The organism is Pseudomonas sp. microsymbiont 2 (genome assembly GCF_054788395.1).
The window spans coordinates 3598634-3621103 of the sequence record NZ_CM139112.1; the positions used below are offsets into that span (position 1 = coordinate 3598634).

At 59.6% G+C, this 22470-nt stretch carries 23 protein-coding genes; 8 read left to right on the forward strand and 15 right to left on the reverse strand.

What is annotated here, in order from left to right; translation table 11 throughout:
* The first annotated feature begins 28 nt into the window (after nucleotides 1–28).
* The 4 genes from ACYUME_RS16070 (at nucleotide 29) to ACYUME_RS16085 (ending at nucleotide 2322) form a co-directional block, all read left to right on the forward strand.
* Nucleotides 29–988, forward strand: coding sequence for a carbohydrate kinase family protein (locus ACYUME_RS16070; RefSeq protein ID WP_460419376.1), 960 nt, complete (start codon nucleotides 29–31; stop codon nucleotides 986–988).
* Between the two features lie 212 nt (nucleotides 989–1200).
* The gene (locus ACYUME_RS16075; protein ID WP_460415727.1) at nucleotides 1201–1764 is read left to right on the forward strand and encodes a hypothetical protein; all 564 of its coding nucleotides are present in this window, start codon (nucleotides 1201–1203) and stop codon (nucleotides 1762–1764) included.
* Nucleotides 1761–1952, forward strand: coding sequence for a hypothetical protein (locus tag ACYUME_RS16080; protein ID WP_460415729.1), 192 nt, complete (start codon nucleotides 1761–1763; stop codon nucleotides 1950–1952). The genes ACYUME_RS16075 and ACYUME_RS16080 overlap by 4 nt, the downstream gene beginning before the upstream one ends.
* A gap of 151 nt (nucleotides 1953–2103) precedes the next feature.
* A complete protein-coding gene (locus ACYUME_RS16085; RefSeq protein ID WP_460419377.1) occupies nucleotides 2104–2322 on the forward strand; it encodes an HNH endonuclease in 219 nt (72 codons plus the stop codon).
* A gap of 144 nt (nucleotides 2323–2466) precedes the next feature.
* On the opposite strand, the gene ACYUME_RS16090 is transcribed toward ACYUME_RS16085, so the two are convergent.
* The 3 genes from ACYUME_RS16090 to ACYUME_RS16100 form a co-directional block, all read right to left on the reverse strand.
* Complete coding sequence (locus ACYUME_RS16090; RefSeq protein ID WP_460415730.1) at nucleotides 2467–3027, reverse strand: nucleotidyltransferase family protein; 561 nt, start codon at nucleotides 3025–3027, stop codon at nucleotides 2467–2469.
* A gap of 152 nt (nucleotides 3028–3179) precedes the next feature.
* Nucleotides 3180–3800, reverse strand: a complete 621-nt coding sequence (locus ACYUME_RS16095) for a tyrosine-type recombinase/integrase (RefSeq protein WP_460415731.1) — start codon at nucleotides 3798–3800, stop codon at nucleotides 3180–3182.
* Between the two features lie 138 nt (nucleotides 3801–3938).
* Nucleotides 3939–4370, reverse strand: coding sequence for a GFA family protein (locus tag ACYUME_RS16100; protein WP_460415732.1), 432 nt, complete (start codon nucleotides 4368–4370; stop codon nucleotides 3939–3941).
* Nucleotides 4371–4411: 41 nt separating this feature from the next.
* On the opposite strand from ACYUME_RS16100, the gene ACYUME_RS16105 reads away from it, so the two are divergent.
* Nucleotides 4412–5368, forward strand: coding sequence for a LysR family transcriptional regulator (locus ACYUME_RS16105; RefSeq protein WP_460415733.1), 957 nt, complete (start codon nucleotides 4412–4414; stop codon nucleotides 5366–5368).
* Nucleotides 5369–5634: 266 nt separating this feature from the next.
* On the opposite strand, the gene ACYUME_RS16110 is transcribed toward ACYUME_RS16105, so the two are convergent.
* The 4 genes from ACYUME_RS16110 to gtdA all read right to left on the reverse strand — a co-directional run bounded on the left by ACYUME_RS16110 (nucleotide 5635) and on the right by gtdA (nucleotide 9666).
* Nucleotides 5635–6849, reverse strand: coding sequence for a 3-hydroxybenzoate 6-monooxygenase (locus ACYUME_RS16110; protein WP_460415735.1), 1215 nt, complete (start codon nucleotides 6847–6849; stop codon nucleotides 5635–5637).
* Between the two features lie 36 nt (nucleotides 6850–6885).
* Nucleotides 6886–7527, reverse strand: coding sequence for a maleylacetoacetate isomerase (gene maiA, locus ACYUME_RS16115; protein ID WP_460415737.1), 642 nt, complete (start codon nucleotides 7525–7527; stop codon nucleotides 6886–6888).
* A 367-nt stretch (nucleotides 7528–7894) separates the two neighbouring features.
* The gene (locus tag ACYUME_RS16120; RefSeq protein WP_460415739.1) at nucleotides 7895–8593 is read right to left on the reverse strand and encodes a fumarylacetoacetate hydrolase family protein; all 699 of its coding nucleotides are present in this window, start codon (nucleotides 8591–8593) and stop codon (nucleotides 7895–7897) included.
* A 17-nt stretch (nucleotides 8594–8610) separates the two neighbouring features.
* On the reverse strand, nucleotides 8611–9666 hold the full coding sequence (gene gtdA, locus ACYUME_RS16125) for a gentisate 1,2-dioxygenase (RefSeq protein WP_011533788.1): 1056 nt from the start codon (nucleotides 9664–9666) through the stop codon (nucleotides 8611–8613).
* A gap of 142 nt (nucleotides 9667–9808) precedes the next feature.
* On the opposite strand from gtdA, the gene ACYUME_RS16130 reads away from it, so the two are divergent.
* Entirely contained in the window at nucleotides 9809–10771 is a 963-nt protein-coding gene (locus tag ACYUME_RS16130; protein WP_460415740.1) for a LysR substrate-binding domain-containing protein, read from the forward strand.
* A 425-nt stretch (nucleotides 10772–11196) separates the two neighbouring features.
* On the opposite strand, the gene ACYUME_RS16135 is transcribed toward ACYUME_RS16130, so the two are convergent.
* The 8 genes from ACYUME_RS16135 to ACYUME_RS16170 all read right to left on the reverse strand — a co-directional run bounded on the left by ACYUME_RS16135 (nucleotide 11197) and on the right by ACYUME_RS16170 (nucleotide 19585).
* Nucleotides 11197–11739 (reverse strand): DUF924 family protein, encoded by a 543-nt coding sequence (locus ACYUME_RS16135; protein WP_011533786.1) that lies wholly within the window; start codon nucleotides 11737–11739, stop codon nucleotides 11197–11199.
* Nucleotides 11736–13511: a monovalent cation:proton antiporter-2 (CPA2) family protein gene (locus tag ACYUME_RS16140; protein ID WP_460415742.1), complete on the reverse strand. Its 1776-nt coding sequence runs from the start codon at nucleotides 13509–13511 to the stop codon at nucleotides 11736–11738. Before ACYUME_RS16140 ends, ACYUME_RS16135 begins: the two co-directional genes overlap by 4 nt.
* Nucleotides 13512–13604: 93 nt before the next feature.
* A complete protein-coding gene (locus ACYUME_RS16145) occupies nucleotides 13605–14378 on the reverse strand; it encodes an SDR family oxidoreductase (RefSeq protein WP_011533784.1) in 774 nt (257 codons plus the stop codon).
* A 50-nt stretch (nucleotides 14379–14428) separates the two neighbouring features.
* Entirely contained in the window at nucleotides 14429–15328 is a 900-nt protein-coding gene (locus ACYUME_RS16150) for an SDR family oxidoreductase (protein WP_011533783.1), read from the reverse strand.
* A gap of 29 nt (nucleotides 15329–15357) precedes the next feature.
* Nucleotides 15358–16095, reverse strand: coding sequence for an SDR family oxidoreductase (locus ACYUME_RS16155; protein ID WP_011533782.1), 738 nt, complete (start codon nucleotides 16093–16095; stop codon nucleotides 15358–15360).
* 149 nt (nucleotides 16096–16244) lie between these two features.
* Entirely contained in the window at nucleotides 16245–17696 is a 1452-nt protein-coding gene (locus ACYUME_RS16160) for an aldehyde dehydrogenase family protein (RefSeq protein WP_011533781.1), read from the reverse strand.
* 21 nt (nucleotides 17697–17717) lie between these two features.
* Nucleotides 17718–18512, reverse strand: a complete 795-nt coding sequence (locus ACYUME_RS16165) for a class II aldolase/adducin family protein (protein WP_158020248.1) — start codon at nucleotides 18510–18512, stop codon at nucleotides 17718–17720.
* Between the two features lie 146 nt (nucleotides 18513–18658).
* Complete coding sequence (locus ACYUME_RS16170) at nucleotides 18659–19585, reverse strand: LysR family transcriptional regulator (protein WP_460415745.1); 927 nt, start codon at nucleotides 19583–19585, stop codon at nucleotides 18659–18661.
* 187 nt (nucleotides 19586–19772) lie between these two features.
* Here ACYUME_RS16170 and ACYUME_RS16175 point away from each other — a divergent pair, with 187 nt between their 5' ends.
* Together ACYUME_RS16175 and ACYUME_RS16180 are read left to right on the forward strand one after the other, a co-directional pair.
* Nucleotides 19773–21467, forward strand: coding sequence for a GMC family oxidoreductase (locus ACYUME_RS16175; protein ID WP_460415747.1), 1695 nt, complete (start codon nucleotides 19773–19775; stop codon nucleotides 21465–21467).
* A complete protein-coding gene (locus ACYUME_RS16180; protein ID WP_011533777.1) occupies nucleotides 21464–22411 on the forward strand; it encodes an MBL fold metallo-hydrolase in 948 nt (315 codons plus the stop codon). Before ACYUME_RS16175 ends, ACYUME_RS16180 begins: the two co-directional genes overlap by 4 nt.
* Nucleotides 22412–22470: the final 59 nt, after the last annotated feature.

The window sequence follows — 22470 nt, forward strand, 5'->3', positions numbered from 1 at the left end:
TCCCTTGTCTTTCGATCTGGAGAACTGCATGTACCTGGTGTGTGGCGAGGCCCTGTTCGATGTCTTCAGCCTGGAAAACAGCAGCCGCAGCAGCGAGCTGGGGTTTACCGCGATTGCCGGCGGGTCGCCGTTCAACGTGGCCGTCGGCCTGCGCCGGCTGGGCGTGGATTCGGCGTTGTACGGCGGGTTGTCCAGCGACTACCTCGGTGCCCGGCTGCGGCGGGTGCTGGAAGAGGAACGGGTGGACTGCCGCTATGTGGTGACCAGCGATGCGCCGACCACCCTGGCCATGGTTGGGCTAGATGCCAATGGCTCGGCGCAGTATCAGTTTCGCGGTGAAGGGTGTGCGGATCGGCAGGTGACGCTGGCACATCTGCCGGAGCTGGATGAGCATGTGCGGGGAATCCATGTGGGCTCGTACACACTGGTGGTGCAGCCCGTGGCCGATACGCTTATGGCACTGGTGGAGCGCGAGCGGGACCGGCGGCTGATCAGCCTTGATCCGAATGTGCGGCTGAATCCGCAGCCGGATGTGGCGCTGTGGCGGCGGCAGGTGGAAGCGTTTGCCGGGCATGCGCATGTGATCAAGGCCAGTGAGGAAGATATCGCCCTGCTCTACCCAGGCCGGAAGACGCGTGACGTGGCTCAAGGCTGGCTAAACGAGCGCTGCCGACTGGTTTTCATTACTCATGGGGCAGACGGAGCCAGCGTGCATTGCGCACATGGTTCATGGCAGCGCCCAGCAGATACCTCGTTGCCAGTAAGCGACACCGTAGGCGCCGGTGACACCTTCCAAGCCGCCGTGCTCTCCTACCTCGCACGCCTCGGAGTAGACAGCCCGGCCGGTGTGGCGAAGCTCCCCCACAAAACCATCGATGCAATCCTCGCCTACGCAATCCATGCCGCAGCAATCACCTGCTCCCGAACAGGCCCAAACCTGCCCTTCGACCATGAGCTGCCAGCCAACCCATACGCCGCCCCCCTGTAGGAGCGGCCTTGCGTCGCGAAAGGACCGCAAAGCGGTCCCAGCGATTTCCGCTCAATCCACAATCCCGAATCCAACTGCCCACCATCCAAGACTCTGCCCACTGCCTCACCGCGCTACAAGCCCTTGGCCATTAGCACAACCGCCCTAATCGACCCTCCTCACCCAGCGCTCGTATAGTCCCTTCTTGATTACAAAAACCAGGAAAGGACTCCATGGGTCACAAACTTCCACCCCTCTGCCGATGGCTGGCCATCCTGGCCCTCACCTGCAGCACCCCTGCCCTGGCCGCACCCGCTTCAGGCGACTACTGGATCATCTACGGCAAAGGCGAACGCCTGCACAACGAGGTCTACGTCGCCGATGCCGCCGGCATCCTGCAAAAGCCCGGTGGCGTGCAATCGGCCCAGGTCATGCAGCTGTTCGAAGACCCGGCCTTCCCGACCCTCGCCGCCTACGAGGTGCAGGTCAAATGCAAACAGCGCCAGATCCGCCTGGACAGCGCCCGGGCGATACGTCGCTTCGACGGCGCCGTGCGCGATGTGAAAACCAACGCCAAAGACTGGGTCGCACCAAAGGACTACTGGCTGCAGCGCACCTTCGCCTTCGTCTGCGCCCCCGACAACCGCGCGCGCAACCAGATGCTGTCGATCGGCAAGATGCCGGCGGCGAAGATGGTCGCCACTATCCAGGCCATGTTCATCGAGTTGATCGGCATCCAGGCCAACAGCCAGGCGGTGCAGGAGCTGGACGACATGCTGGGCAACACCCCACGATGAGCACGCGCCCTCTGCTGATCCTTGGCCTGTTATTGCCTGCGCTGGCCGGCTGCATCCCGACCCTGCCGGAGCTGATGGCGGGCAACCAATGGCAAGGGCGCGACGCCAAGCAGGCCATCGACTTCTTCGGCCCGCCCATGCGCATGGAGCCGTTGCCCGGTGGCGCTGGGGTGCAGTTGGGCTGGTGAGGTTGAACTTGCAGATTCGTTAGCGGCTGCTCGGATAGCTGCGCTGGCTGCCTGTAGGCCGGTAACGGATGCAATGGACCAATCGGCGCATCGCAAAATTTACCAGCGCAGCCGGAAGGTCGCTCACTACGTCCTCATGCGTGCCAAAGGCATGTGTGAAAGCTGTGAAAAGCCAGCCCCCTTCATTAAGAAGGATGGAACCCCGTACCTCGAACCGCATCATGTAAATCGGCTCTCCGACGGAGGCCTCGACCACCCTCGGTACGTAGGTGCTGTCTGCCCATCTTGCCATCGCGAAATTCACTCAGGTGTGCACGGCATGTCGCTCAACGAGCAGTTGAAGCAGCGACTCAAAGCAATTGAAGGCTGAGTTTAATTTGTCAAACTGAAATGTCCTTAGATTCGTAGGCACCCTCGGATGGGAGCTTCTAGCCGATTACCACCCCTCCCAAGCAGCGGCTTTGGGTTGATAGCCGCCGGCCGCGATTGACCGCTATCGACCCATTGCGGACGTTCATTCAACCAATTGAAGCCATGGCCAGCGCGCCTGATAGCTGGCAGCTTTCGCCCTGAATAAGTCTGGACGCGGATTCAACTCGTTCATCCTGAGCCAGTTGTTCAAGAGGTCGTTCAGGCCATGGGTGCTGTAGAGCTTACCCTTACAAGCATCAACGCCTAGGCAGGTCGACCGAATCAGATAGCGGTCGATACCATCCGTTACCTTTTTCAGCGGTGGATAGGTGCCGCCGAATTTCCCTTCGTACCACAAATGCACGCGGGCCTGGTTGCGTATCTCGACGTTAACACCCAGGTGCGAGAACGCCTGATGAGCTTGGGCTATGACCCGGTTTTCCGCTTCCCAAGACAAGTCATCGTCGAAGTAGGCGATGTCATAGTCCTTGATACCCCACTCAGGAGGTTGTCCCGAGCGGTGATTCCAGAACGTTTGGAACAAAGCGCCTGCGACCACCATGGAATCAGGGATACCGAGCGTTGGGAGAATCTCCAATAGCTCTCGGTTTATTGGGTTATGACGGATGATCTCAAGTAGCTGCTCATCGGTGAGTGAATGCATGGGTACCGTCCTTGGTGGCGGTGCAGAGGGCTGAGCTTACCTGAACGACATCGAGATCAGTGAATAGCCAGCAAATCTCGATCACCGCTCTTCACCAGCGGCAACTATGGGTCGAATCGCGACGGTCATACCTCGACCGTCGCTGGACGCTGTCAGACCTCCGTCTGCTCTGCCATCTCCAATGCGTCATCGACTTCAATGCCTAGGTATCGCACCGTGCTTTCAAGCTTTGTATGGCCGAGCAGGAGCTGAACTGCTCTCAGGTTCTTTGTCCTGCGATAGATCAGCGATGCCTTCGTACGTCTCATCGAGTGGGTGCCGTACATAGCTGGATCTAGCCCAATAGACTTTATCCACGCTTTGACGATCCGGGCGTACTGCCGGGTGGAGAGATGCACTGATGCGTGTAACCGGATTGGAAAAAGACAATCCTCGCTGTGGAGCTGGGCTTGATGTATCCAGGCCTGTAGGGCCAGCCGCGTTTGGTCTGTAACTTCAAACTGCACGGGCCGTTGGGTTTTCTGCTGCATTACTATTGCTCGCGATGACACGTGCTCCCCATGAGCAACGTCGCGTACGCGAAGCTTGGTCAGATCGCAGGCTCGTAGCTTGCTGTCGATGGCCAGATCGAAAAGAGCTAAATCACGGGTTTCCTCCGCGATTTGAAGCCTTACCCGAATGGCCCAGATGTCTTTCAGTCGGAGCGGAGCTTTTTGCCCGACCAATTTTCCTTTGTTCCAAGGCTGATGGCTGCTGGTCGAAGTGGTATTCATGGCTTGTCCTCCATGTAAGGGAGGACAAGGATGGTCAGCTCGACACAGAGGCGCTAACCGCCCCCTAGCGGACGTAGTCAACCCTGATAATTTGCCGTTCGGCGAGCGACACCTTCACTTATGGAAGAGCAAGCTCTTTTACCCTAGCGCGGCGGCGAATGCTTCTGGCGTGGGGCTCTCCTGCCACTGTGCGATAGTCCCCGGCAGCACCAGCCATGGCTGCTTGCGCCGTGTCCAGATGTGCGCAACCGGCTCGAAACGCTCAGAGCCTTCCAGGATACCTGCCCGTACCACTCGCATGCCGGGCGCTGCCGTGGTCTCGTTGAACAGCCGGGTATGACATATACCGCAGGCATGTTGGGTAGACGTTTGACCTTGGTGTTCATGCTCAAAGATCGCCGTTTCGCCAGACACCTGAACAGCCGAAGCTACGCTCAGCAAGTGCAGACCAAAGGCACTGCCGCTCCAGCGCTGGCAGTTCAAACAGTGGCAGGCATACAGCGGCGGCAATTGCTGCGCCACGATCTCAAGGGTGACTTGCCCACATCGGCACTGACCGGTGATTCTCATGCGTTGGTTCCTTACAATGACACCCGGAAAAATGTGGGCGAATGATCGCTTTTAACGGGCTCGGGCAGAAGATCAAATTAGGAGCAACTGTTGGCCAAGAATGTATGAGCGGTATTGAATGGGAAAGCCAGCGTGTATTTCTCGCCGTGTTGCGCTCTGGCAGCCTGAGTGGCGCGGCGAAGCTGCTGGGTATAGCTCAGGCCACTGCGCGCCGGCGCCTCGACCATCTTGAACACGCTCTCGGTGTGAGCCTGTTCACCCGCACACCTCAAGGACTGACGCCTACTACCGGAGCGCAGCGTCTGATCGAACATGTGGAGGCCATGGATCTGGCCGCGCAAACCTTCAACCGCATGGCCAGCTCTGAAGCGTCGATGGATCACGGTACAGTCCGGCTGACCTGTGGTGAGTTGCTTGGCGTCGAGGTATTGCCCGACCTGCTGCGCCCTTTTCATTACGAACACGTCGGACTCAACTTTGAGCTGAGCATAAGCGATGCCCTTGAAGACATCGCCAGGCTGCAATCGGATATTGCGGTGCGGCTGATGCGTCCCAATGAAGCGGATATCACGGTGCGGCTTGTCGGCAGTTTGCGGATTGGCATCCATGCCACTGCCGGGTGCCTGGAGCGCTACGGTAAACCAGCCTCCCTGCTGTCGCTGCGCCATGGGCCACTGATCGGGCCGGACAGACGCTCAGCGGATTTGCGTCGGTTGGTCGACGCAGGTCTGTGCGATGCCGACCAGCATTTCGCCATCGCCTCTGATCATCACCTTGCACAGTTGGCCGCACTGAAAGCGGGCTTGGGCTTCGGACTCTGCCCGACGCAAATCGCAAAATCGCACGGCTTGGTACATGTCCTACCACACGATTTTGGCTTTGAGGTAGACGTGTGGATCGCAATGCACAATGACCTGCGCAAAATTAACAGGATCGCTCAGGCGTTCGAGGTTCTTGGAGAGCAGTTGCATCAGTATCTATGCTTGGCCGATCAGTGAGCAGCGTAGGCCGTCGCATCCACTGCTTGGTCTTAACGGCTGCAATGGGTCGCAAGCGGTCATTCGAGCATGACTTATTGCAACCCAAAGCTGCCGTACGCGCCTGTTTAACGGCCGAAATGAGGTCATCCAGTATGATGCTTTCATCCCTGGTGAAGATCACAACTTCAGCTCGTGGCTACCCCAAGCGTTACTGTAGCGCTTCTCGCAGTTAGATTCCTGTAATGTGCTTTGCTCAACGCATACCGACTTTGAGGCGTCGGAACCTAAGCTTGCGCTGCAAGCTGATGCTCAAGACAGTTTTCTATGTTCCATCCATACAGCCACTGAACAGCATCATAGAATTGGTCCTGGCTTCGACCAGCCCAGAGCTGGTTACGCACCAAACGCTCGACCCCTTTTGCATGGTACAGACGCCCCATTTCTCGCGCAGACCACAAAACCCGCGCCGTACGTGGAATACGGATCGACTCGTACAGCCGGAATGCAGCCTGCAGGTCATGCTCGCAAGCCTTGACCGCCTGACCCAGCACTACTGCATCTTCCAGCGCCATGCACGCCCCTTGGGCTAGGTACTGGGTCATCGGATGAGCAGCATCGCCAAGGAGGGTCGCACACCCTTCACCCCACTGCTCCACAGGATCACGGTCGGCAGTGGCCCAGCGGCGCCATGAGGTTGGTCGGTCAAGCATTTGATGCGGGCGCTCGTGTATACCCTCGAAGTATGAGAGCACTTCTTCCTTGCTACCGTCAGTGACGCCCCACTGTTCTTCATTGCGGCTGTGGAAAGTCACCACCAAGTTGTACTGTTTGCCACCGCGCAGCGGGTAGTGAACCAGGTGGCAACGTGGCCCCGCCCACAGCATTGGGGCGTTGACCCGAAGATCTTTGGGCATGTTTTCGACATCCACCACTGCGCGATAAACCACATGACCGGTGACCCGAGCCTGGTCGCCCACCGTACGCTCGCGGATTACTGATTTCACGCCATCACATCCTACTACAGCATCGGCTTGGTACCGGTTGCCCTTGCAGTCAGTCAGAATCACGCCATGATCGTCCATCTCCATGCTGACGATGCGAGTCGAGGTCTGGAAGCGGATCAGTGAGTTCTGCTGGACTGCTTCCAAAATCGACAAGTGAATATCGGCGCGATGGATCACACCGTAGGGGTTACCGAAGCGTTGGCGGAAACGCGCACCTACTTCGATGCGTCCTACCTCTTTGGCATCGATGGCGTCCATCATGATCAGCTGGTCGGTAAAGACCGAGCGGTTTCGCGCTGCGTGTCCGACGCCCAAGGCATCCAACGCAGCATAGGCATTGGGGCCAAGCTGGATTCCGGCGCCAATCTCACCAATATGGTCGGCCTGCTCAAGTAAGAGAACCTCTATACCCTGGGCGGTGAGGGCTTGGGCTGCAGCCAGTCCACCAATGCCACCGCCGACGATAATGATTTTTTGTTGTTTTTTTTCAGTCATGATTCGGATCTCCGTTCAGGCCTAAGCCTTTACTGCTTAATGAATGAAATCAGGTTGCTGGCCAGGGGCTGCGCGCTGGAAGGCAGGCTGGGTTTGGCAATGGCTGTAGACGGCCATCACCCGGGGATAGGCTCTCAAGTCGCACCCCATCCGCTCGGCGTTGGCCACCTGGGGCACCAGGCAGCAGTCAGCCAGGGTCGGCTCCTCACCGAAGCAATACGGGCCGCTACCGTGGCGCTGCAACAGGGCGTCGAGTGCGGACAGGCCTTCAGCAACCCAGTGTGCGTACCAGCGGTCCTTTTCCTCAGCGCCGGCTTTCAGCACGCTTTGCAGATAACCCAAAACACGCACGTTGTTCAGTGGGTGGATATCGCAGGCGATGAGTTGTGCGACTTCCAGTACCCGCGCGCGAACCAGCCATTCTTTAGGCACCAGCGGTACCTGCGGGTAAAGCGCATCGAGGTAGTCGATAATCGCCAGCGACTGAGTCAGGCTGATGCCATCGTCACCAACCAATACCGGCACACCGCCTATTGGGCTGAGTTCACGGTACTGCGCCTGCCGCTGTGCGCCAGCGCGCAAGTTGACGCCGTGGTAATCCACCTCGAGCCCCTTGAGCGCCAAGGCAATGCGCACGCGGTAAGAGGTGGAACTGTTGAAAAAGCTGTAAAGCTGCATGGCAGTCATCCTGGTTCTTCAGAGTGGAGTCGGTACTTTTACGCGCAGCTGAGCTCCCGCCCGCACGCTATTGAATTGAAAAGGATCGCCACCGCCGCTACGGCGGCGGGCAGCATCAACACGGCGAACACATCTCGAAGGGCAGTCCGGCCCCCATCAGGAATGTGCCAGCGAAGGTGCCGCGGATCGAACCGATTCGACCTAATCCGTGTGCACAGCTGACGCCTGTGGCACGGCTGCTGGCGGGGTAATGGGCGGCAGCCAGGGCGTTGCCTCAAACTGCGAAGCCACTGAAGCTACAGCCCATCCCCCATGACCGCGCCCAGGGTAAAGGAGGAAAGGGTCGACCATGCCGACCCCGAGGCAATCAGACGACAAGGACGTGCAGCTCGCCCAGTCCATTGATGCCGCCCACCATCAGCTCGCCGGCCACAACCGGACCGACGCCTTCCGGAGTGCCGGTCATGATCAGGTCACCCGGCTGCAGCTCAAAGAAGCGTGACAGATAGGCAATGATTTCTGGCACCGACCAGATCAGTTGGTCGATGTCACTGCGCTGGTGGTCCTGGCCTTCGACTTTTAGCCAGATGGCCGCCTGGGCCGGGTGGCCGACCTGGCTGGCCGGGTACAACGCAGCGATCGGCGCGGAGGCGTCGAAGGCCTTGCCGATTTCCCACGGCCGGCCCATTTCACGCATTTTCATCTGCAGGTCGCGGCGGGTCATGTCCAGACCCACGGCGTAGCCGAACACGTGATCGTTAGCCTGCTCCAACGGGATGTCGCGGCCGCCCTTGCCGATGGCCGCGACAAGCTCGATTTCGTAGTGGAAGTTGCTGGTTTCTTCCGGGTAGGGCAGCTCCAGAGTTTGGCCATCTGCCACCGGCACCACGGCATCAGCTGGCTTGCAGAAGAAGAAGGGCGGCTCGCGGTCGGGGTCGAAGCCCATTTCACGGGCGTGAGCCGCGTAGTTGCGGCCCACGCAGTACACACGGCGTACCGGAAAGCGCTTGGCGCTGCCGACAATCGACAGGCTAGTGACGGCGGCAGGTTCGAACAGGTAGGTCATGGCAGGGGTTCCTTGGATCAATGGTCTTCGCGGGTCTCACGCAGCAGGCCGAGAGCCTCCTGAACCGGCCGATCGGAATAACTGAACAGCACACACTCGTCGTCGGCCAGCAGACTCAACGGCGCCCAGCTCGGCACCACGAAAGTATCCTTGGGTTCGAAGTGGAAGGTCTGCGAGCCAATAATGGCGCGGCCACGGCCCTCGACCACCGAGTACACGGTGGCGTCGGTGCAACGAGCCGTCTTGCCGACGAAGCCGCGCGGCAGCAACTGCATGCAGGTGCCGATGGTGGGCATGGCCCAGCCGCCAGTGGCTGGGTTGACATAGCGCAGTTTCACGCCGTCCCAGGCATCCACTTCGCCTTGCTGCTTGAGGGTGGCCAGCGCTTCGCGGGTACTTGCATAGGGGTAGCTGAAAATCGGTGACGTGGTGCCCTGCACTTCGTGACGCAGCGGTAGCATGTTGGCGCCATAGCGGGCCAGACTATTACCCTCTGGCCGGCTGACGGGCTGCACCACTTCGGGGTAGTTTTCGGCAAAACCGGCGCCATAGAAACGTACGGTGGGAATGTCTAGACCATCGAGCCAGATCACCGGCTCACCACCCTCTGCTTCACTGGGGTTTCCGTGGTCGTGCCAGGTCATGGACGGGGTAATGATGAAGTCGCCGGGGTGCATCGTAGTGCGCTCACCATCCACCGCCGTGTAGGCGCCCTTGCCTTCGATCACGAAACGCATGGCCGACTGGCTGTGACGATGGCTTGGAGCGATCTCGCCTGGCAGGATCAACTGCAGGCCGGCGTATAGGCTCGGGGTAATCGACGCCTGGCCACGGATGCCCGGGTTCTCCAACACCAGCACCCGGCGCACAGCTTCTTCGGCGCTGATCAACTGGCCGGCTTCCATGAGGTACGGGCGCACTTCACTAAAGCGCCAGAGTGCGGGCACGCACGAAGTGGTGGGCTGCGCCGGCACCAGGTTATGCAATTGTTCCCATAGGGGGAACAAGGCCTGAGTGCCGATGCGTTGATAAAAGTCGGCGCGGGCCGAGCCGATGTTGTCTTTGTTATTCATCGCTTCACCTATGGTGGGCTGTGATTTGGGGCTAACGGCATCAATTAATCCCCTATGACGATGCGATTAAACGCTCACTCCATATACAAAAAAAATGATATTTTCATATGCATCCATACAAAAATATTGATGGGAATCCAGCATGCATTGGACTCGACGCTTACGCCCACGCCACCTCCAGCTGTTAGTCACCCTTGCAGAAACAGGAAACCTCAGCGACACGGCGCGTCGGGCGTTCACCACCCAGCCGGGACTCTCAAAGTTCTTGAAGGATCTTGAGGAGGATGCGGGAACACTCTTGTTCGAACGGCTCGCTCGTGGGCTACGCCCAACCACCGAAGGCGCCATGCTGGTGAACCATGCGCGACGCATCCTTAGCGAAATGGAGCGGGCGCAATCGAATCTGGATGCGCTGCGTGAAGGCAACACTCACAGCGTCGCAATCGGCACATCTCCAGCGGCGGCCCCCAGTCTTGTGCCTGATGCCATCCTGTACTTCCTCAAGCGACATCCCAAGGCACAGATTTCGCTTCAGGAAAGCACCATGGACGTGCTGCTCGAGCGTTTGAGACTTGGCCATCTGGATGTGGTGGTAGGACGGATCGACAACTACCACCCCAGTCATGACCTCAACAGTGAGATGCTCTTCCGTGAACCTATGCAAGTGGTAGGAAGACAAGGACATCCGCTGTTGCAGCGCCATGATTTGGCTTGGCACGATCTCTACGAATATGAGTGGCTGCTATGGCCACCGGGGTCGCCGATACGCAACCGCCTGGATGCAGCTCTAACTAATGCTGGTCTCAAGCCGCTGCCTTGCAGAGTGGAATCATCTTCGCTGATGGCCAACCTTTGGCTGATGCAAAACAGCGACATGCTATCCGCTGTGTCCGGGCGAGTTGCTGAGCATTTCCATACTCGAGGCTTGGTGCGACGCCTGGACTTCGAGCTGGATGTAAAGGGCGCAATAGGTATGTGCTGGCGTGACGAAGCTCATCCTGATAGCGCCGTCCTGGATCTTCTCGATAGCCTGCGCGAGGCAGCGCAGTATCCGATCCGTCGGGCAGCACCAGCCGCGAGCGAAATCGGCCATGATCCAAGTTGAAGGGCTCGTGTCGATCTGGCCGATGACTATCGCTGCATGGCAATGGCCGGCCTGATTATCCCTTGATCCAACAGTCATTTCCGATTTACCCGGTGTATTTAATTACAGTCTCTTGGTTTATGCATACTCAATCATGGCGACCTCGTTGGTATGGCGCCGTCAATACTACAGGTGGCCGACTCAATCAATTGTCCAGTCGAAGCTATTCCCAGTTACCGACAGGATCACTGGTGCCTTCGGCCAAGTGGGGCGCTGTCAAGGGCGCCATTAGAGGGTGTTGTGGTCCGCTTGCAGCTTAACACTGCGCCTCCAACAGCCTAAAAGCAACATGGACCTCGTTCACCCACTCATAAGGAAATCATGTCCATGGCTGACACTTGTCAGCAACTTATAAGCTCACGCTCAGGCAGGTCGACAGATCGCAGTCAACCGCCAAAACCGCCTCTCTGAAGAAATCGCTCTTCTTCTTGGGTCGAGATCCTGCCTAGAATCGCGTTCCTATGAGGAAATCGCCCGAAACGGCGAATGATGTCGCGATGTCCTTCGGCATGCGCCAGCCAGGGTTGACCGAGTTGCTTGTTTAACTGTATCGACAGCGCTTGGTCGGCTAGATCCTCGGAATGGGCGAATGGTAGGCAGAAGAACACGCGCAACGGCGCGTCAACGTGAGGCATGTGTCCGGCCTCCAGGGCCTGGAGAGCAAAATGTCGAGCCAGTGGATCAGTGGCATACATCCGTGCGGAACCGCGAAAAGCATTGCGGGGGAACTGGTCAGTCAGCAATAGCAATCCCAGCGCGCCCAGTGGCGTTTCGATCCAGTCATCGTAATGCCGGTCCACAACGGCCAGGTGCAGATTGAGGAAACGTCGTCGGAAGGCTCGATCAAACGAGGCCTGTTTAGCGAACCATAGACCTTGGTCTCCAGCCCGTCGCCAGAAGTCTATCAACTCGGTACCTGGGGAATTCATGGTGCACTCCGGTTGCCATGGATCAGGCTGCGCCCAGCGTAGATTCCCTGCGCCGTTTCCAGGGCGAAGCGCTCGGCGTCACGACGCCGCACGTCGTCCATGATCTGACGGCGCATTTGCTCCGGCGTTTCCATCAGCTCCAGGGCGTGCTCGCTCAGTGTTAGCGCCGACTCGAAAGTTTCCCGGACTTGCCAGGTAGCGCCTGCATTAAGCAGTTCGATGGCATGCTCCCGGTCGAACGAACGTGCCAGCACCGGGACCTGCGAGAAGCTGGTATGAACCAGTTCGGCAATCTTCAGGCTGGCCTCGCGATCATCAACGGCGACGATGATCAGCCGTGCATTCGCCGCTCCCGCAACCTGGAGAATATCCAGGCGAGCTCCATCACCGTAGTGCACCTTGAAGCCAAAATCGCCGGCATCGCGGATGGCATCTGGGTCAGTCTCAATAATCGAGATCGAACAGCCATGACTAAGCAGTGGCTGGCTGACAATTTGCCCAAACCGCCCAAAACCGATCAGCAGCACGCTGGCAGTGAGGTTGTCCGGAGGCTCGACGCCTTCCAGCGACGGAGAAACCTTGGGCATCAAGCGGTCATGGGCCATCACTAGGATCGGAGTAAGCGCCATGGACAGGATGATGGTCGCCGTCAGGATGGCATTGCCGTGCCGATCGATCAGCCCCACCGCCATGGCGGCGGCGTACAGCACGAAAGCGAATTCTCCGCCCTGGGCCATCAATACCGCCCGCTCCAGAGCCTCGCGGTTGCCGGCCCCCATCAGTCGGGCAACCAAGAAGATGCCAAGCATCTTCAACACCATGTAGGCCAGCACGGACAGCGCAATCAGCCGCCAGTTGCCCGCCACGATGCCGGCATCAAGCGACATGCCCACGCCGAGGAAGAACAACCCCAACAGAATGCCGCGAAATGGCTCGACATCGGCCTCCAACTGGTGGCGAAAAGACGATTCAGACAGCAATACCCCGGCCAAGAACGCGCCCATGGCCATGGATAACCCGCCCCACTGCATGAGCAATGCCGCCCCTAGCACGACGAACAGGGCTGCCGCTGTCATTACTTCACGAGCCTTCGCCTTACCCAGCACGCGGAACAGCGGATCGAGTAGGTAGCGCCCCGCCACCAACAGGCCGACAATGGCACCTACCCCAGTGGCGACTTCGATCCAGCGTCCGCCCTGGCTGATCTGCCCGCCCCCCGGCGCGAGAAAGGCGACCAGCGCCAGGAGCGGGACGATGGCTAGGTCTTCGAGCAGAAGTATGGCAACGATCCTCCGCCCCTTGGGCTGCCCCAACAGTCGACGCTCCTGCAGCATCTGCATGACGATCGCGGTGGAGGTAAGCACGAAGCCTGTGCCGGCGACGAAGCTTTGCTCAGTCGGGTAGCCGAGCAGCAGCCCGACGCAGGTGAGCAGCCCGATACAGACCAGAACCTGCGCCAAGCCAAGCCCAAAGATATCCCCGCGAATCGACAGTAGGCGCGACGGTTGCATCTCCAGGCCGATGATGAAGAGGAACATCACCACCCCCAGTTCCGCGACCTGTAGGATCGAGTGGGTGTCGTCGAAAAAGCCCAGACCGAATGGCCCGATAACTACCCCGGCCGCCAGATAGCCCAGTACTGAACCCAGCCCCAGACGTTTGAACAGCGGTACGGCGATCACCGCAGCTCCCAACAGCACGACCACGGGTAGCAGGCCGAACCCCTGATGGACCGCCGTTTCGGCAGCCTGTGAAACGGATTCGCCGGTCATAATGCTCCACCCCAACAGTAGCGTACCGCACTGGTGGGCACGCTGATCGCAGGACATGACCGCTTCCCCCATGGGGAAGCGGCCTCCTTTGGCTCACTTAGTGGTGTAACCGCCGTTTACAAGAATTGTCTGCCCGGTCATCCACCACCCTTCGGACACCATGAAGCGAATGTATGGAACGATGTCCTCGATGTCGGTCAAGCCCGTGCGCGAATAATTCGACAGCGCGGCGGCCGTCTTGTGGTACGCCACTGCATCGGCACCCTCCTCTGGATAGAAGAACGGTGTGTCCATCGGACCTGGGCCGATCGCGGTGACCGAAATACCCCGCTCGCCCAACTCCTTGGACGCTGCCCGCACGAAATGCTCCACTGGAGCCTTGGTGCCCGCATACGCGGCGTAGTATGGGGTATAAGCCCCCAGCAAGGCGGTAACCAGCATGCAGATCTTGCCGTTATCATTGAGGTGCTTGCCGGCCTCCTTGAGGAAGAAGAATGCCGACTTGGCGTTGACATCGCTCATCTGGTCGTACTCAGCTTCGCTAATGTCAACGATTGGTTTCTTGAGTACCTTGCCCACCGTGTTAATGGCAATGTCGGGACGGCCGACGGCGTCAACCACATCGGCGAACAGCTTTTCCATGGCCCCGGCACGGGTTAGGTCGGCCTGGAACGCCACCGCCTGGGCACCCGCAGCCTTGATCGCGGCGATCGTAGCATCGGCCTCAGCCTTTGTTGAATCACTGTTGTAGTGGATGGCGACGGCCTTCGCGCCGTGCGCAGCAAGATCGCGTGCGATGAGGCCACCGAGATTCTTGGCGCCGCCGGCGATGATGACGATCTTGCCATTGATGCTGTGGTCGGTCATGGTATCTCTCCTGTTGCGAAGCTTAACTTAGGGGGCAGGGTGATCGAAGGTCATACGTTGATGCGAGGCTTGAGCAGATCCTGAAGACCAATCGTGCGGAACATCTCGCGACGGATCCGATCACCAACCCGAAATACTTCCTCTGCACCGTCCTGCGCTGGGTCGACGTACACCCGGTACGGCCGTTTTCCGAAGGGCGCATCGACGATCTCGTTGATGGCCACCGCGACGGACGAAGCGTCGGCGTCTTCCGGCTCCTGTGCTGCCAGACCCTCCAGGGACTTGACCGCCACGTCGGCATAGGGCCCCGTGTCGTAGGCCGCCTTAACCGCCGCGTCGGCAGGACTGCCGGCATGGGCAAAATGATTGGTGCCTTTGGTAAACGCGCCGGGCACCACGATCGAGGTCTCGATGCCCCAGCGTGAAACCTCGCAAGCATAGGAAACGGCGAGGGAATCCATCGCTGCCTTAGCGGCGAAGTATGGCGCCAGGAACGGCGGCGTACCGCCACGAGCCGAGGACGACGACACCCATACCAGCAGCCCGCGCCCCTGCTTACGCATATAAGGCAATGCCGCGCGATTCACGCGCTGGGTCGACAGCACATTGATGTCGTAAAGTTGCGCGTACTGTTCGGGGGTAAAGGCTTCGGCGGGGCCGAACACCATATGCCCCGCGTTGTGGACGATTACATCGAGCCGGCCATTGTCCGACACGACCTTGTCTATGCCGGCCTGCACAGACGCTTGCGATTGCACGTCGAGCTCGACGGTGCGCAAATCTACGCCATGCGTTTGTGCATAGGCCGCGATTTCGGTCACCCGCGGCGCATTGCGCCCCTGGGTTTCCCGCATCGAAGCGTAAACGGTATGGCCCGCTTGAGCCAGTCGCTGGGCGCTGAGCAGACCGAAGCCGCTCGATGCGCCGGTTACCAGAACGATCTGTTTCATGAAAGGCTCCTTCTATTCAGTGTTGCCGCTCAGCATAGGCCGCCATTGGTTCGCACGACCTGTCCGTTAACCCAGCCCCCTTGTGTACTTGCGAGGAATGCGACCACTTCAGCGATATCCCCGGGTTCACCGAGGCGCTCCAGCGGCGCGACTCGGGACATGCGTTCGATCAGTTCCGGGCTCTTACCGTCAAGAAACAGCGCAGTGGCCACAGGCCCTGGCGCCACCGCATTGACAGTGATGCCGCGCCCGCGCATTTCCTGGGCGAGCACCTGAGTCAACCCCTCCACGGCCGCCTTGGTGGCGATATAGACGCCGTAGGTAGGGCTACGCATCCCGATCACGCTGGATGAGAAGTTGATAATCCGGCCACCGTCGCGCAGACGTCGCGCGGCTTCACGGCAGACATTGAAAGTGCCCTTGAAGTTGATGGCCACCGTGCGATCGAACAGTTGGTCGTCGCTGTCGGCAACGCTGGCCAGCTGCATTACGCCGGCACAGTTGACGACTACGTCGATGCCCTGGAACGCTCTCTCAACTTCTTCAAACATCACTCCAACCGCCACTGGATCTGCCACATCAGCCTGAATGGCCAGAGCCTGACCACCGGCAGCCTCAATGGAGGCGACCACTGCCGCGGCCGGGCCGGCGCTGCCGGCGTAGTTCACAACTACCCGGAAACCTTCGCCAGCCAGGCGCTGGGCCAGGGCCGCACCGATCCCGCGCGATGATCCAGTGATCAACGCGACTTTGTTTGTTTCGCTCATGAAAGAAACCTCTTGCTGGGTCAGTGTCGTGCAGGCACCAGAGGGCGAACCGCGCCCTCATGGGCCAGCGCCATTTCCGTTACAGTTGGTCCCTCGACAACCGTGACGCCCGCGCCTCGCTGCGCCGGGCCTGTCAGTACATCAAACGTTTACAGCATGACGTTGATGACCTTCTTCTCCACGTAGCTGTACAGCTCCTCAATGCCTTCTTCCCTGTCCACGCCGCTGTTCTTGAAACCGCCCCAGGGCACGCCGAGAAAATGGGTGTTGCTGCCGTTGATGAAGACGCTACCAGCCCGCACCCGGCGGGCAGTATCGAATGCCTGTTGGATATCCCGGGTCCAGATGGCGGCGGATAGTCCATACTCGGTGTCGTTGGCCATGTCGATAACTTGCTCAAAGCCGCGCCATTTGCTGACCGATAGCACCGGCCCAAAGACTTCCTCGCGCCATAGCCGCATACCGGGGAGAACGTCGGCATAAACAGTCGGTTCGACCCAGAAGCCCTTGGCGAAGGCCGCGCCTGTCGGGCGGCGGCCGCCGGTCATCAGGCGAGCCCCCTTCGTCTGCGCCGGGTCAAGGAAGCTCATCACATGGGCATAGCTCTTGGCTGAGTTGATCGGCCCCATGCCAGTATCCAAGGCCATGGGGTCGCCCACTTTTATCGCCGCCACCTTCTCGACGACGCGCTGCAGCAGGGCTTCGTAAATCGATTCGTGGACCAGCAGCCGCGAATTGGAGCCGCAAGATTGCCCCTGCCAGGAGAAGTTCATTCCGCGTACCGCACTGTCGGCTGCGGCATCGAGATCAGCGTCGGGGAACACTATCATTGGGTTCTTGCCGCCCAGCTCCAGGGTCACGTGCTTGATCCCGACCTGCGCGGCGCTGCGCTGGATCGCCATGCCAGTCGGTACCGAGCCGATAAGCGCAATGCGCTTGACCTCGGGGTGACGCACCAATGCATCGCCAACCTCTTGGCCAGTGCCGTTGACGATGTTGAATACGCCGGGCGGCAACACTTCCCGCGCGATTTCTCCCAGCAGCAGCACTGACAACGGCGAGGTTTCCGGGGGCTTAACCACAACCGTGTTCCCGGTCACCAGTGCCGAGGCGGTGCGCGCAGCAGAGAACATTGCCGGGTGGTTGAACGCGGCGATACGGCCAACCACGCCATATGGCTCATGCACCGTCATGTGCAGATGTCTGCCAGTGGCGGGAATCGTTTCGCCGTGCAGCCCGTGTATCAGACCCGCATAGTAACGCAGGCTACGCACGGTCTCGTGCATACTGGCCAGGGTAGGAGAGTAGGTATTGCCCGAATCCAGCACCTCGATCCGAGACAGCTCCTCGGCACGCGCCTGGATACGCTCGCCGAAGGTGCGCAGCAGCTCGCCGCGCTCCTCACCGGTACGCTCGGCCCAGGCCGGCCACGCACGGCGGGCAGCATCCACCGCCCGCTCAACATCCCGTCGAGTACCGGCGGGCGCGCGGCCAATGACCTGTTCGTTGGCGGGATTTATCGATTCCACCCAGCCTGCTCCTTCGCTCTCGACCAGCTCGCCGTCGATCAGCAGGCGCCCAGTGATCAATGAGTCTTGCATGCTCCCATCCTCTCCAGTCGCTCAATGGACATCGGAAGCGTGCAGGCGTTGCACACGCTTTTTCCACAATTCCCATGGCCGGTCGACCTGGGTCTCGATGTTGGCGCAGGCGGTGGCCGCCTCCTCTTCACTTAGGTAGACCACATCACCCAGGTTCAGCGCCTCCATCTGCATGCGTGCGTTGACCTCGGCATATACGGCCCGGTACACGGCCTGCTTAAGGGTCGGTGCCACCACCGTAGAGCCATGCCCACGCATCAGCACGAATGACGCGTCGCCCAGGCTGCGGGCCAGCGCCGCGCCAAGGGCGTTGTTACGCACCAGCAGATCGGTTGCATCGCCGCCGCTCTCGCGGATCTCGAAAACCGGTGCACCCGCCCCCAGGAAGCCGCTCATGTGGCATACCGGTCGCAGCGCAACAGCACGCGAGACACTAAACGGCAGGACGGTAGGTGAATGGCTATGGACAATCGCCTGCACGTCAGGGCGCAGCCGATAAATCTCTGCATGGATAAAACGCTCGAGATAGACCGCTCGTCCGCCGGCATCAACCGGCGCTCCGTCCATGGTGAACTGGACGATATCTTCGGGGCGCACGGTACCTGGGGCCATGTTGCGCGCCAGCAGGAATCGTTCGGGATCTTTGTCGTGACGGACGCTGACATGACCGAAGGCATCGACAATGCCCTGATCGAACAGAATATGGTTGGCACGAACCAGGTCTTCGATCAGCGCGGGATCCGGTGTGATGCCGATATGCCCAGAATCGTTAGCAAACGCTGCGCTGCCATGGGTCTGGCAAGAATGGTTAAGCATGGTAGGCATGTTCCCTGAGTGGTTAGGCTTCAGTGCGAGCCTTCATGACCTGGCTGGCTCGCCATACACACTCGTAGATTAGGAGCGGCTTTACCATATATCCATTAGCTATTGCCACAACTAACCATAGTCAGATGACTATGAGATCAGGACGTGGAGCCCGGCACCGCACGGCTGAGAATGAACTGGACCAATTGAGTCTGGAAAGCTGAGAAGCGCTTGTCCTCGCGGTGCACCAGATAGATCGGTACCTTCATGGATAGATCGGGGCGTGCCAGCACCTGCAGCTCGCCACGGGCAATTTCGGCGCGCACCGCCGAGGCGAACATGAAGCTCACGCCGACTTCCTGTCGCACCGCATGCTTCATGGCCTCCGGATGGCCTAGCTCGATGACTACTCGCCGCTGCTCAAACCCCTGTCGACGCAGCAATGACTCCTCCAATTCTCTACGCGGCATATTGCGCGGCGTGCTGACGAAAGGAATCTGGTGCACGTCGAGATCGGCCAGCGGCAAGTTTGCCCATGGGCTGCTGGGCGAGCACACCAGCACTAGGTCGTCTTCCCACAAGGGCAAAGTCGTCAAGCCATCAAGATCCTGTCCAACAGCTAAGAGAATTACCGCGAAATCGCATGCCCCCATACGCGTGGCATCGACAGCACCCTGCGGATTAGAGATATCTACCGTCACCAGCCCGTCGGGATGCAGCCGGTGGAAGTCCAGTAGCAGCGGCGGCAACGCATAGGACCCCACCGACATTGACGTAGCCACCACAGCATTGCCCATTTCGCCACTTTCCAGTCCCGCCAACTCGCGCTCCACCTCGCGGGTACGCGTAATAACCTCCGCCGCCCACCGATAAATGCGCTCGCCCGCCTCGGTCAACGCGATGTTGCGGCCCGAACGCCTAACCAGGGCATAGCCCAGCCGAGCCTCCATGCTGCGTACATGGGCAGTGACCACCGGCTGGGCTATGCATAACCGGTCCGCGGCTCGGGTTACGCTGCCCAACTCCACAACGGTGCAAAACACCTCAAGCTTCTGGAATGTGAGATACGAATCAAAACCACGCACGGCTGCACTCCTATATTCGAATGGCTATTTGAACAAAGTGTAATACGTATTTGAAGGTATCATTTGCATTACTCATGATCTCCGTAACCAACAACAAGCCTGCCTAACAGGAGACAAAAATGGTTCCTCTGACTCCCACCCCCTCCCGGCCATGGGAACGTACAGTCACCTATCGCGAGGTGCTGAAATGAAATTCTCCAGTTACGACTACGTGATCGTCGGCGCCGGCTCCGCCGGATGCGCCCTCGCTTATCGCCTAGGCGAAGATTCGCAGGTGAGTGTCCTGGTGCTCGAGGCAGGTGGCCAGGACCGCTCCCCCTACATCAAGGTACCGCTGACCTGGGGCGTGATACTCAAGAACCGGCTGTTCGACTGGGGGTACTTCACCGAGCCAGAAGCCGGCATGCAAGGCCGCCGGATCGAATGTGCCCGGGGCAAGGTAGTCGGTGGATCCTCATCGATCAATGGCATGGCTTATGCTCGGGGAGCGCGGGAGGACTATGACGGCTGGGCTAATGAGCTGGGCCTAGAGGGCTGGACTTATGATGATGTGCTGCCTTATTTCAAGCGCAGCGAAAGCTGGGAAGGGGGCGAAAGCGCCTTGCGCGGGGGCTGCGGTCCGCTGACGGTTGGCCGGCTCGACTATCAGGACCCCTTGATCGATGGATTCCTAGCAGCGACACGGGCATGCGGCTATCCCGAAAACCCCGACTACAATGGAGCCTCAAATGAAGGTTTCGGACCGATGCAGGCCACCATTCGCAATGGACTCCGCTGCAGCGCGGCAGTCGCTTACCTGCGCCCGGCCTTGGCCCGTGGCAATGTCACCCTAGTGACCGGCGCACTAGCCAGACGCATCCTATTCGACAACGACCAAGCCACGCCGCGTGCCGTCGCGGTCGAATACGCCCGCAACGGCGAGCTACATCGTGCAGAGGCCCGCAGAGAGGTCATCCTCTGCGGCGGGGTAATCAACTCGCCACAATTGCTGATGCTGTCGGGCATCGGCCCTGCTGAACAAATGCAGGCGCATGGTATCGAAAGCTTGGTGGACCTGCCGGGTGTGGGCAGCAACCTGCACGACCATATTGTCTTCGATCTCCGCTGGCGGCGGCGCACTCCCGGCCCGTTACACCGCATGATGCGCGCCGACAGAATTGTCCTAGATGTCCTGCGTACACTGCTTGGCGGCAACGGCTTCTCCAGTCGAATACCCGCTGCGGCGGTGGGGCTTATTCGCAGCCAAGCAGACCTCGCGCATCCCGACGTACAACTGATCCTGGCAGCCGGACCGATGAACGCAGCGCCCTATCTTGAGCCGTTCAAGCAGGCTTATTGCGATGCCTTCGCCATCAAAGGGGTTTACCTGACTCCTGAAAGCCGCGGCCAGGTCACACTGCAGTCGGCCGACCCCGAGCAACCAGCTTGCATTCAGCAGCATTTCCTAACCAGCGAGAACGACCGCATCGCTGTACGCCAGATGTTCAGGCGCATGCGCGAGATCGGCGCACAACCAGGTCTTGAAGCCTTCATCGCCGAAGAGCTCGCGCCCGGTCTCGGGCTCCAAAGCGACACCGAGGTCGACTCCTTCATCCGCAGCCAAGCCATCACCCTGCATCACCCGGTCGGTACCTGCCGGATGGGGCCTGATGAAGATCCGCAAGCGGTGCTCGACAATCAGATGCGTGTGCGAGGCGTGAGGGCATTGCGAGTGGTCGATGGCTCTGCCATTCCGCGTATCATCCGGGGCCCTACCAACGCGCTGATCATGATGATGGCCGAGCGCGCTGCCGATTTTATTGCGGGCAAGGCCTCACTACGCGAACAGCAGCCGGCCAGTTCCCCACTTACCTCGCGTCAATCTGCCAGGAGCTTGCAATGACCCACAACTGTAAGCGTCCCCATGGCGCACACATCATCCAGCATGACCGCAACGTCTTCCGTATCGGCTTGGGCGAGGTCGAGGTGATTCGCTTGTACGACACTTCGCTGCTGGGCGAAACCGCGCAAAGCTGGCTGCCGGACTTCGACCGCCAGCGCGTGGCAGCCCATGAGCACTGGTTAGCTCCAACCCATTACGATCCGGAAAGCGGTCGCATTCCGATGCCGGTGCACAGCTGGATCGTACGCACCGGCCGCCATACTGTGCTTATAGACAGTTGCATCGGCAACCACAAAGAGCGCCCCGGCCTGCCGGAAATGCATCGTCTTTGCACACGTTACCTGGACAGGATGCGAACACTGGGCATCCAGCCTCAGGACATCGATTACGTTATGTGCAGCCACCTACATGCCGATCATGTCGGTTGGAACACCCAACTGGTCAACGGCGTCTGGGTACCGACCTTTCCAAATGCCCGCTATGTGATCTCACAGGTCGAGCACGACCACTTGCTGCGCGCCATTCGCGGCGAAGGTGCCGCCGGCCCCGCCTGGTTTGCGCCCATGTACAACGACAGTGTTCTGCCGGTGATCGAGGCAGGTCAGAGTGTGATGTTCGCCGACACCTATGAACTGGATGATACCTTTCTCATCCGCCATGCACCGGGTCATTCGCCCGGGCATGTGCGGATCGAACTTTCCTCCCGGGGCGCACGTGGTGTGTTTAGCGGCGACATGCTGCACTCGCCGATCCAAATTCCATTCTGGCAGTGGAGCAGCAAAGTTTGCGAAGACCCTGCGCTGGCCGCGCGTAGCCGTCACGACCTGCTCTCGTTCTGCGAACAGCATGGCGCACTTCTCTTGCCCGGCCATTTCGAGGCCCCTCATGCCGGTCATATCGTCGATGACGCCGGCACTTTCGGCATCAGGTTCTTGACCCACTAACCGGCACATCCGTGCTCAACCGAGAGACGGAGCTGCATATCTGCTGCGTCTCTCGCGGC

What these genes read in the sequence shown, in the direction of transcription:
- ACYUME_RS16070 (WP_460419376.1), top strand. Translation starts at nt 29, where the DNA reads ATGTACCTGGTGTGTGGCGAGGCCCTGTTCGATGTCTTCAGCCTGGAA.
- ACYUME_RS16075 (WP_460415727.1), top strand. Translation starts at nt 1,201, where the DNA reads ATGGGTCACAAACTTCCACCCCTCTGCCGATGGCTGGCCATCCTGGCC.
- ACYUME_RS16080 (WP_460415729.1), top strand. Translation starts at nt 1,761, where the DNA reads ATGAGCACGCGCCCTCTGCTGATCCTTGGCCTGTTATTGCCTGCGCTG.
- ACYUME_RS16085 (WP_460419377.1), top strand. Translation starts at nt 2,104, where the DNA reads ATGTGTGAAAGCTGTGAAAAGCCAGCCCCCTTCATTAAGAAGGATGGA.
- ACYUME_RS16090 (WP_460415730.1), bottom strand. Translation starts at nt 3,027, where the DNA reads ATGCATTCACTCACCGATGAGCAGCTACTTGAGATCATCCGTCATAAC.
- ACYUME_RS16095 (WP_460415731.1), bottom strand. Translation starts at nt 3,800, where the DNA reads ATGAATACCACTTCGACCAGCAGCCATCAGCCTTGGAACAAAGGAAAA.
- ACYUME_RS16100 (WP_460415732.1), bottom strand. Translation starts at nt 4,370, where the DNA reads ATGAGAATCACCGGTCAGTGCCGATGTGGGCAAGTCACCCTTGAGATC.
- ACYUME_RS16105 (WP_460415733.1), top strand. Translation starts at nt 4,412, where the DNA reads ATGATCGCTTTTAACGGGCTCGGGCAGAAGATCAAATTAGGAGCAACT.
- ACYUME_RS16110 (WP_460415735.1), bottom strand. Translation starts at nt 6,849, where the DNA reads ATGACTGAAAAAAAACAACAAAAAATCATTATCGTCGGCGGTGGCATT.
- maiA (WP_460415737.1), bottom strand. Translation starts at nt 7,527, where the DNA reads ATGCAGCTTTACAGCTTTTTCAACAGTTCCACCTCTTACCGCGTGCGC.
- ACYUME_RS16120 (WP_460415739.1), bottom strand. Translation starts at nt 8,593, where the DNA reads ATGACCTACCTGTTCGAACCTGCCGCCGTCACTAGCCTGTCGATTGTC.
- gtdA (WP_011533788.1), bottom strand. Translation starts at nt 9,666, where the DNA reads ATGAATAACAAAGACAACATCGGCTCGGCCCGCGCCGACTTTTATCAA.
- ACYUME_RS16130 (WP_460415740.1), top strand. Translation starts at nt 9,809, where the DNA reads ATGCATTGGACTCGACGCTTACGCCCACGCCACCTCCAGCTGTTAGTC.
- ACYUME_RS16135 (WP_011533786.1), bottom strand. Translation starts at nt 11,739, where the DNA reads ATGAATTCCCCAGGTACCGAGTTGATAGACTTCTGGCGACGGGCTGGA.
- ACYUME_RS16140 (WP_460415742.1), bottom strand. Translation starts at nt 13,511, where the DNA reads ATGACCGGCGAATCCGTTTCACAGGCTGCCGAAACGGCGGTCCATCAG.
- ACYUME_RS16145 (WP_011533784.1), bottom strand. Translation starts at nt 14,378, where the DNA reads ATGACCGACCACAGCATCAATGGCAAGATCGTCATCATCGCCGGCGGC.
- ACYUME_RS16150 (WP_011533783.1), bottom strand. Translation starts at nt 15,328, where the DNA reads ATGAAACAGATCGTTCTGGTAACCGGCGCATCGAGCGGCTTCGGTCTG.
- ACYUME_RS16155 (WP_011533782.1), bottom strand. Translation starts at nt 16,095, where the DNA reads ATGAGCGAAACAAACAAAGTCGCGTTGATCACTGGATCATCGCGCGGG.
- ACYUME_RS16160 (WP_011533781.1), bottom strand. Translation starts at nt 17,696, where the DNA reads ATGCAAGACTCATTGATCACTGGGCGCCTGCTGATCGACGGCGAGCTG.
- ACYUME_RS16165 (WP_158020248.1), bottom strand. Translation starts at nt 18,512, where the DNA reads ATGCTTAACCATTCTTGCCAGACCCATGGCAGCGCAGCGTTTGCTAAC.
- ACYUME_RS16175 (WP_460415747.1), top strand. Translation starts at nt 19,773, where the DNA reads ATGAAATTCTCCAGTTACGACTACGTGATCGTCGGCGCCGGCTCCGCC.
- ACYUME_RS16180 (WP_011533777.1), top strand. Translation starts at nt 21,464, where the DNA reads ATGACCCACAACTGTAAGCGTCCCCATGGCGCACACATCATCCAGCAT.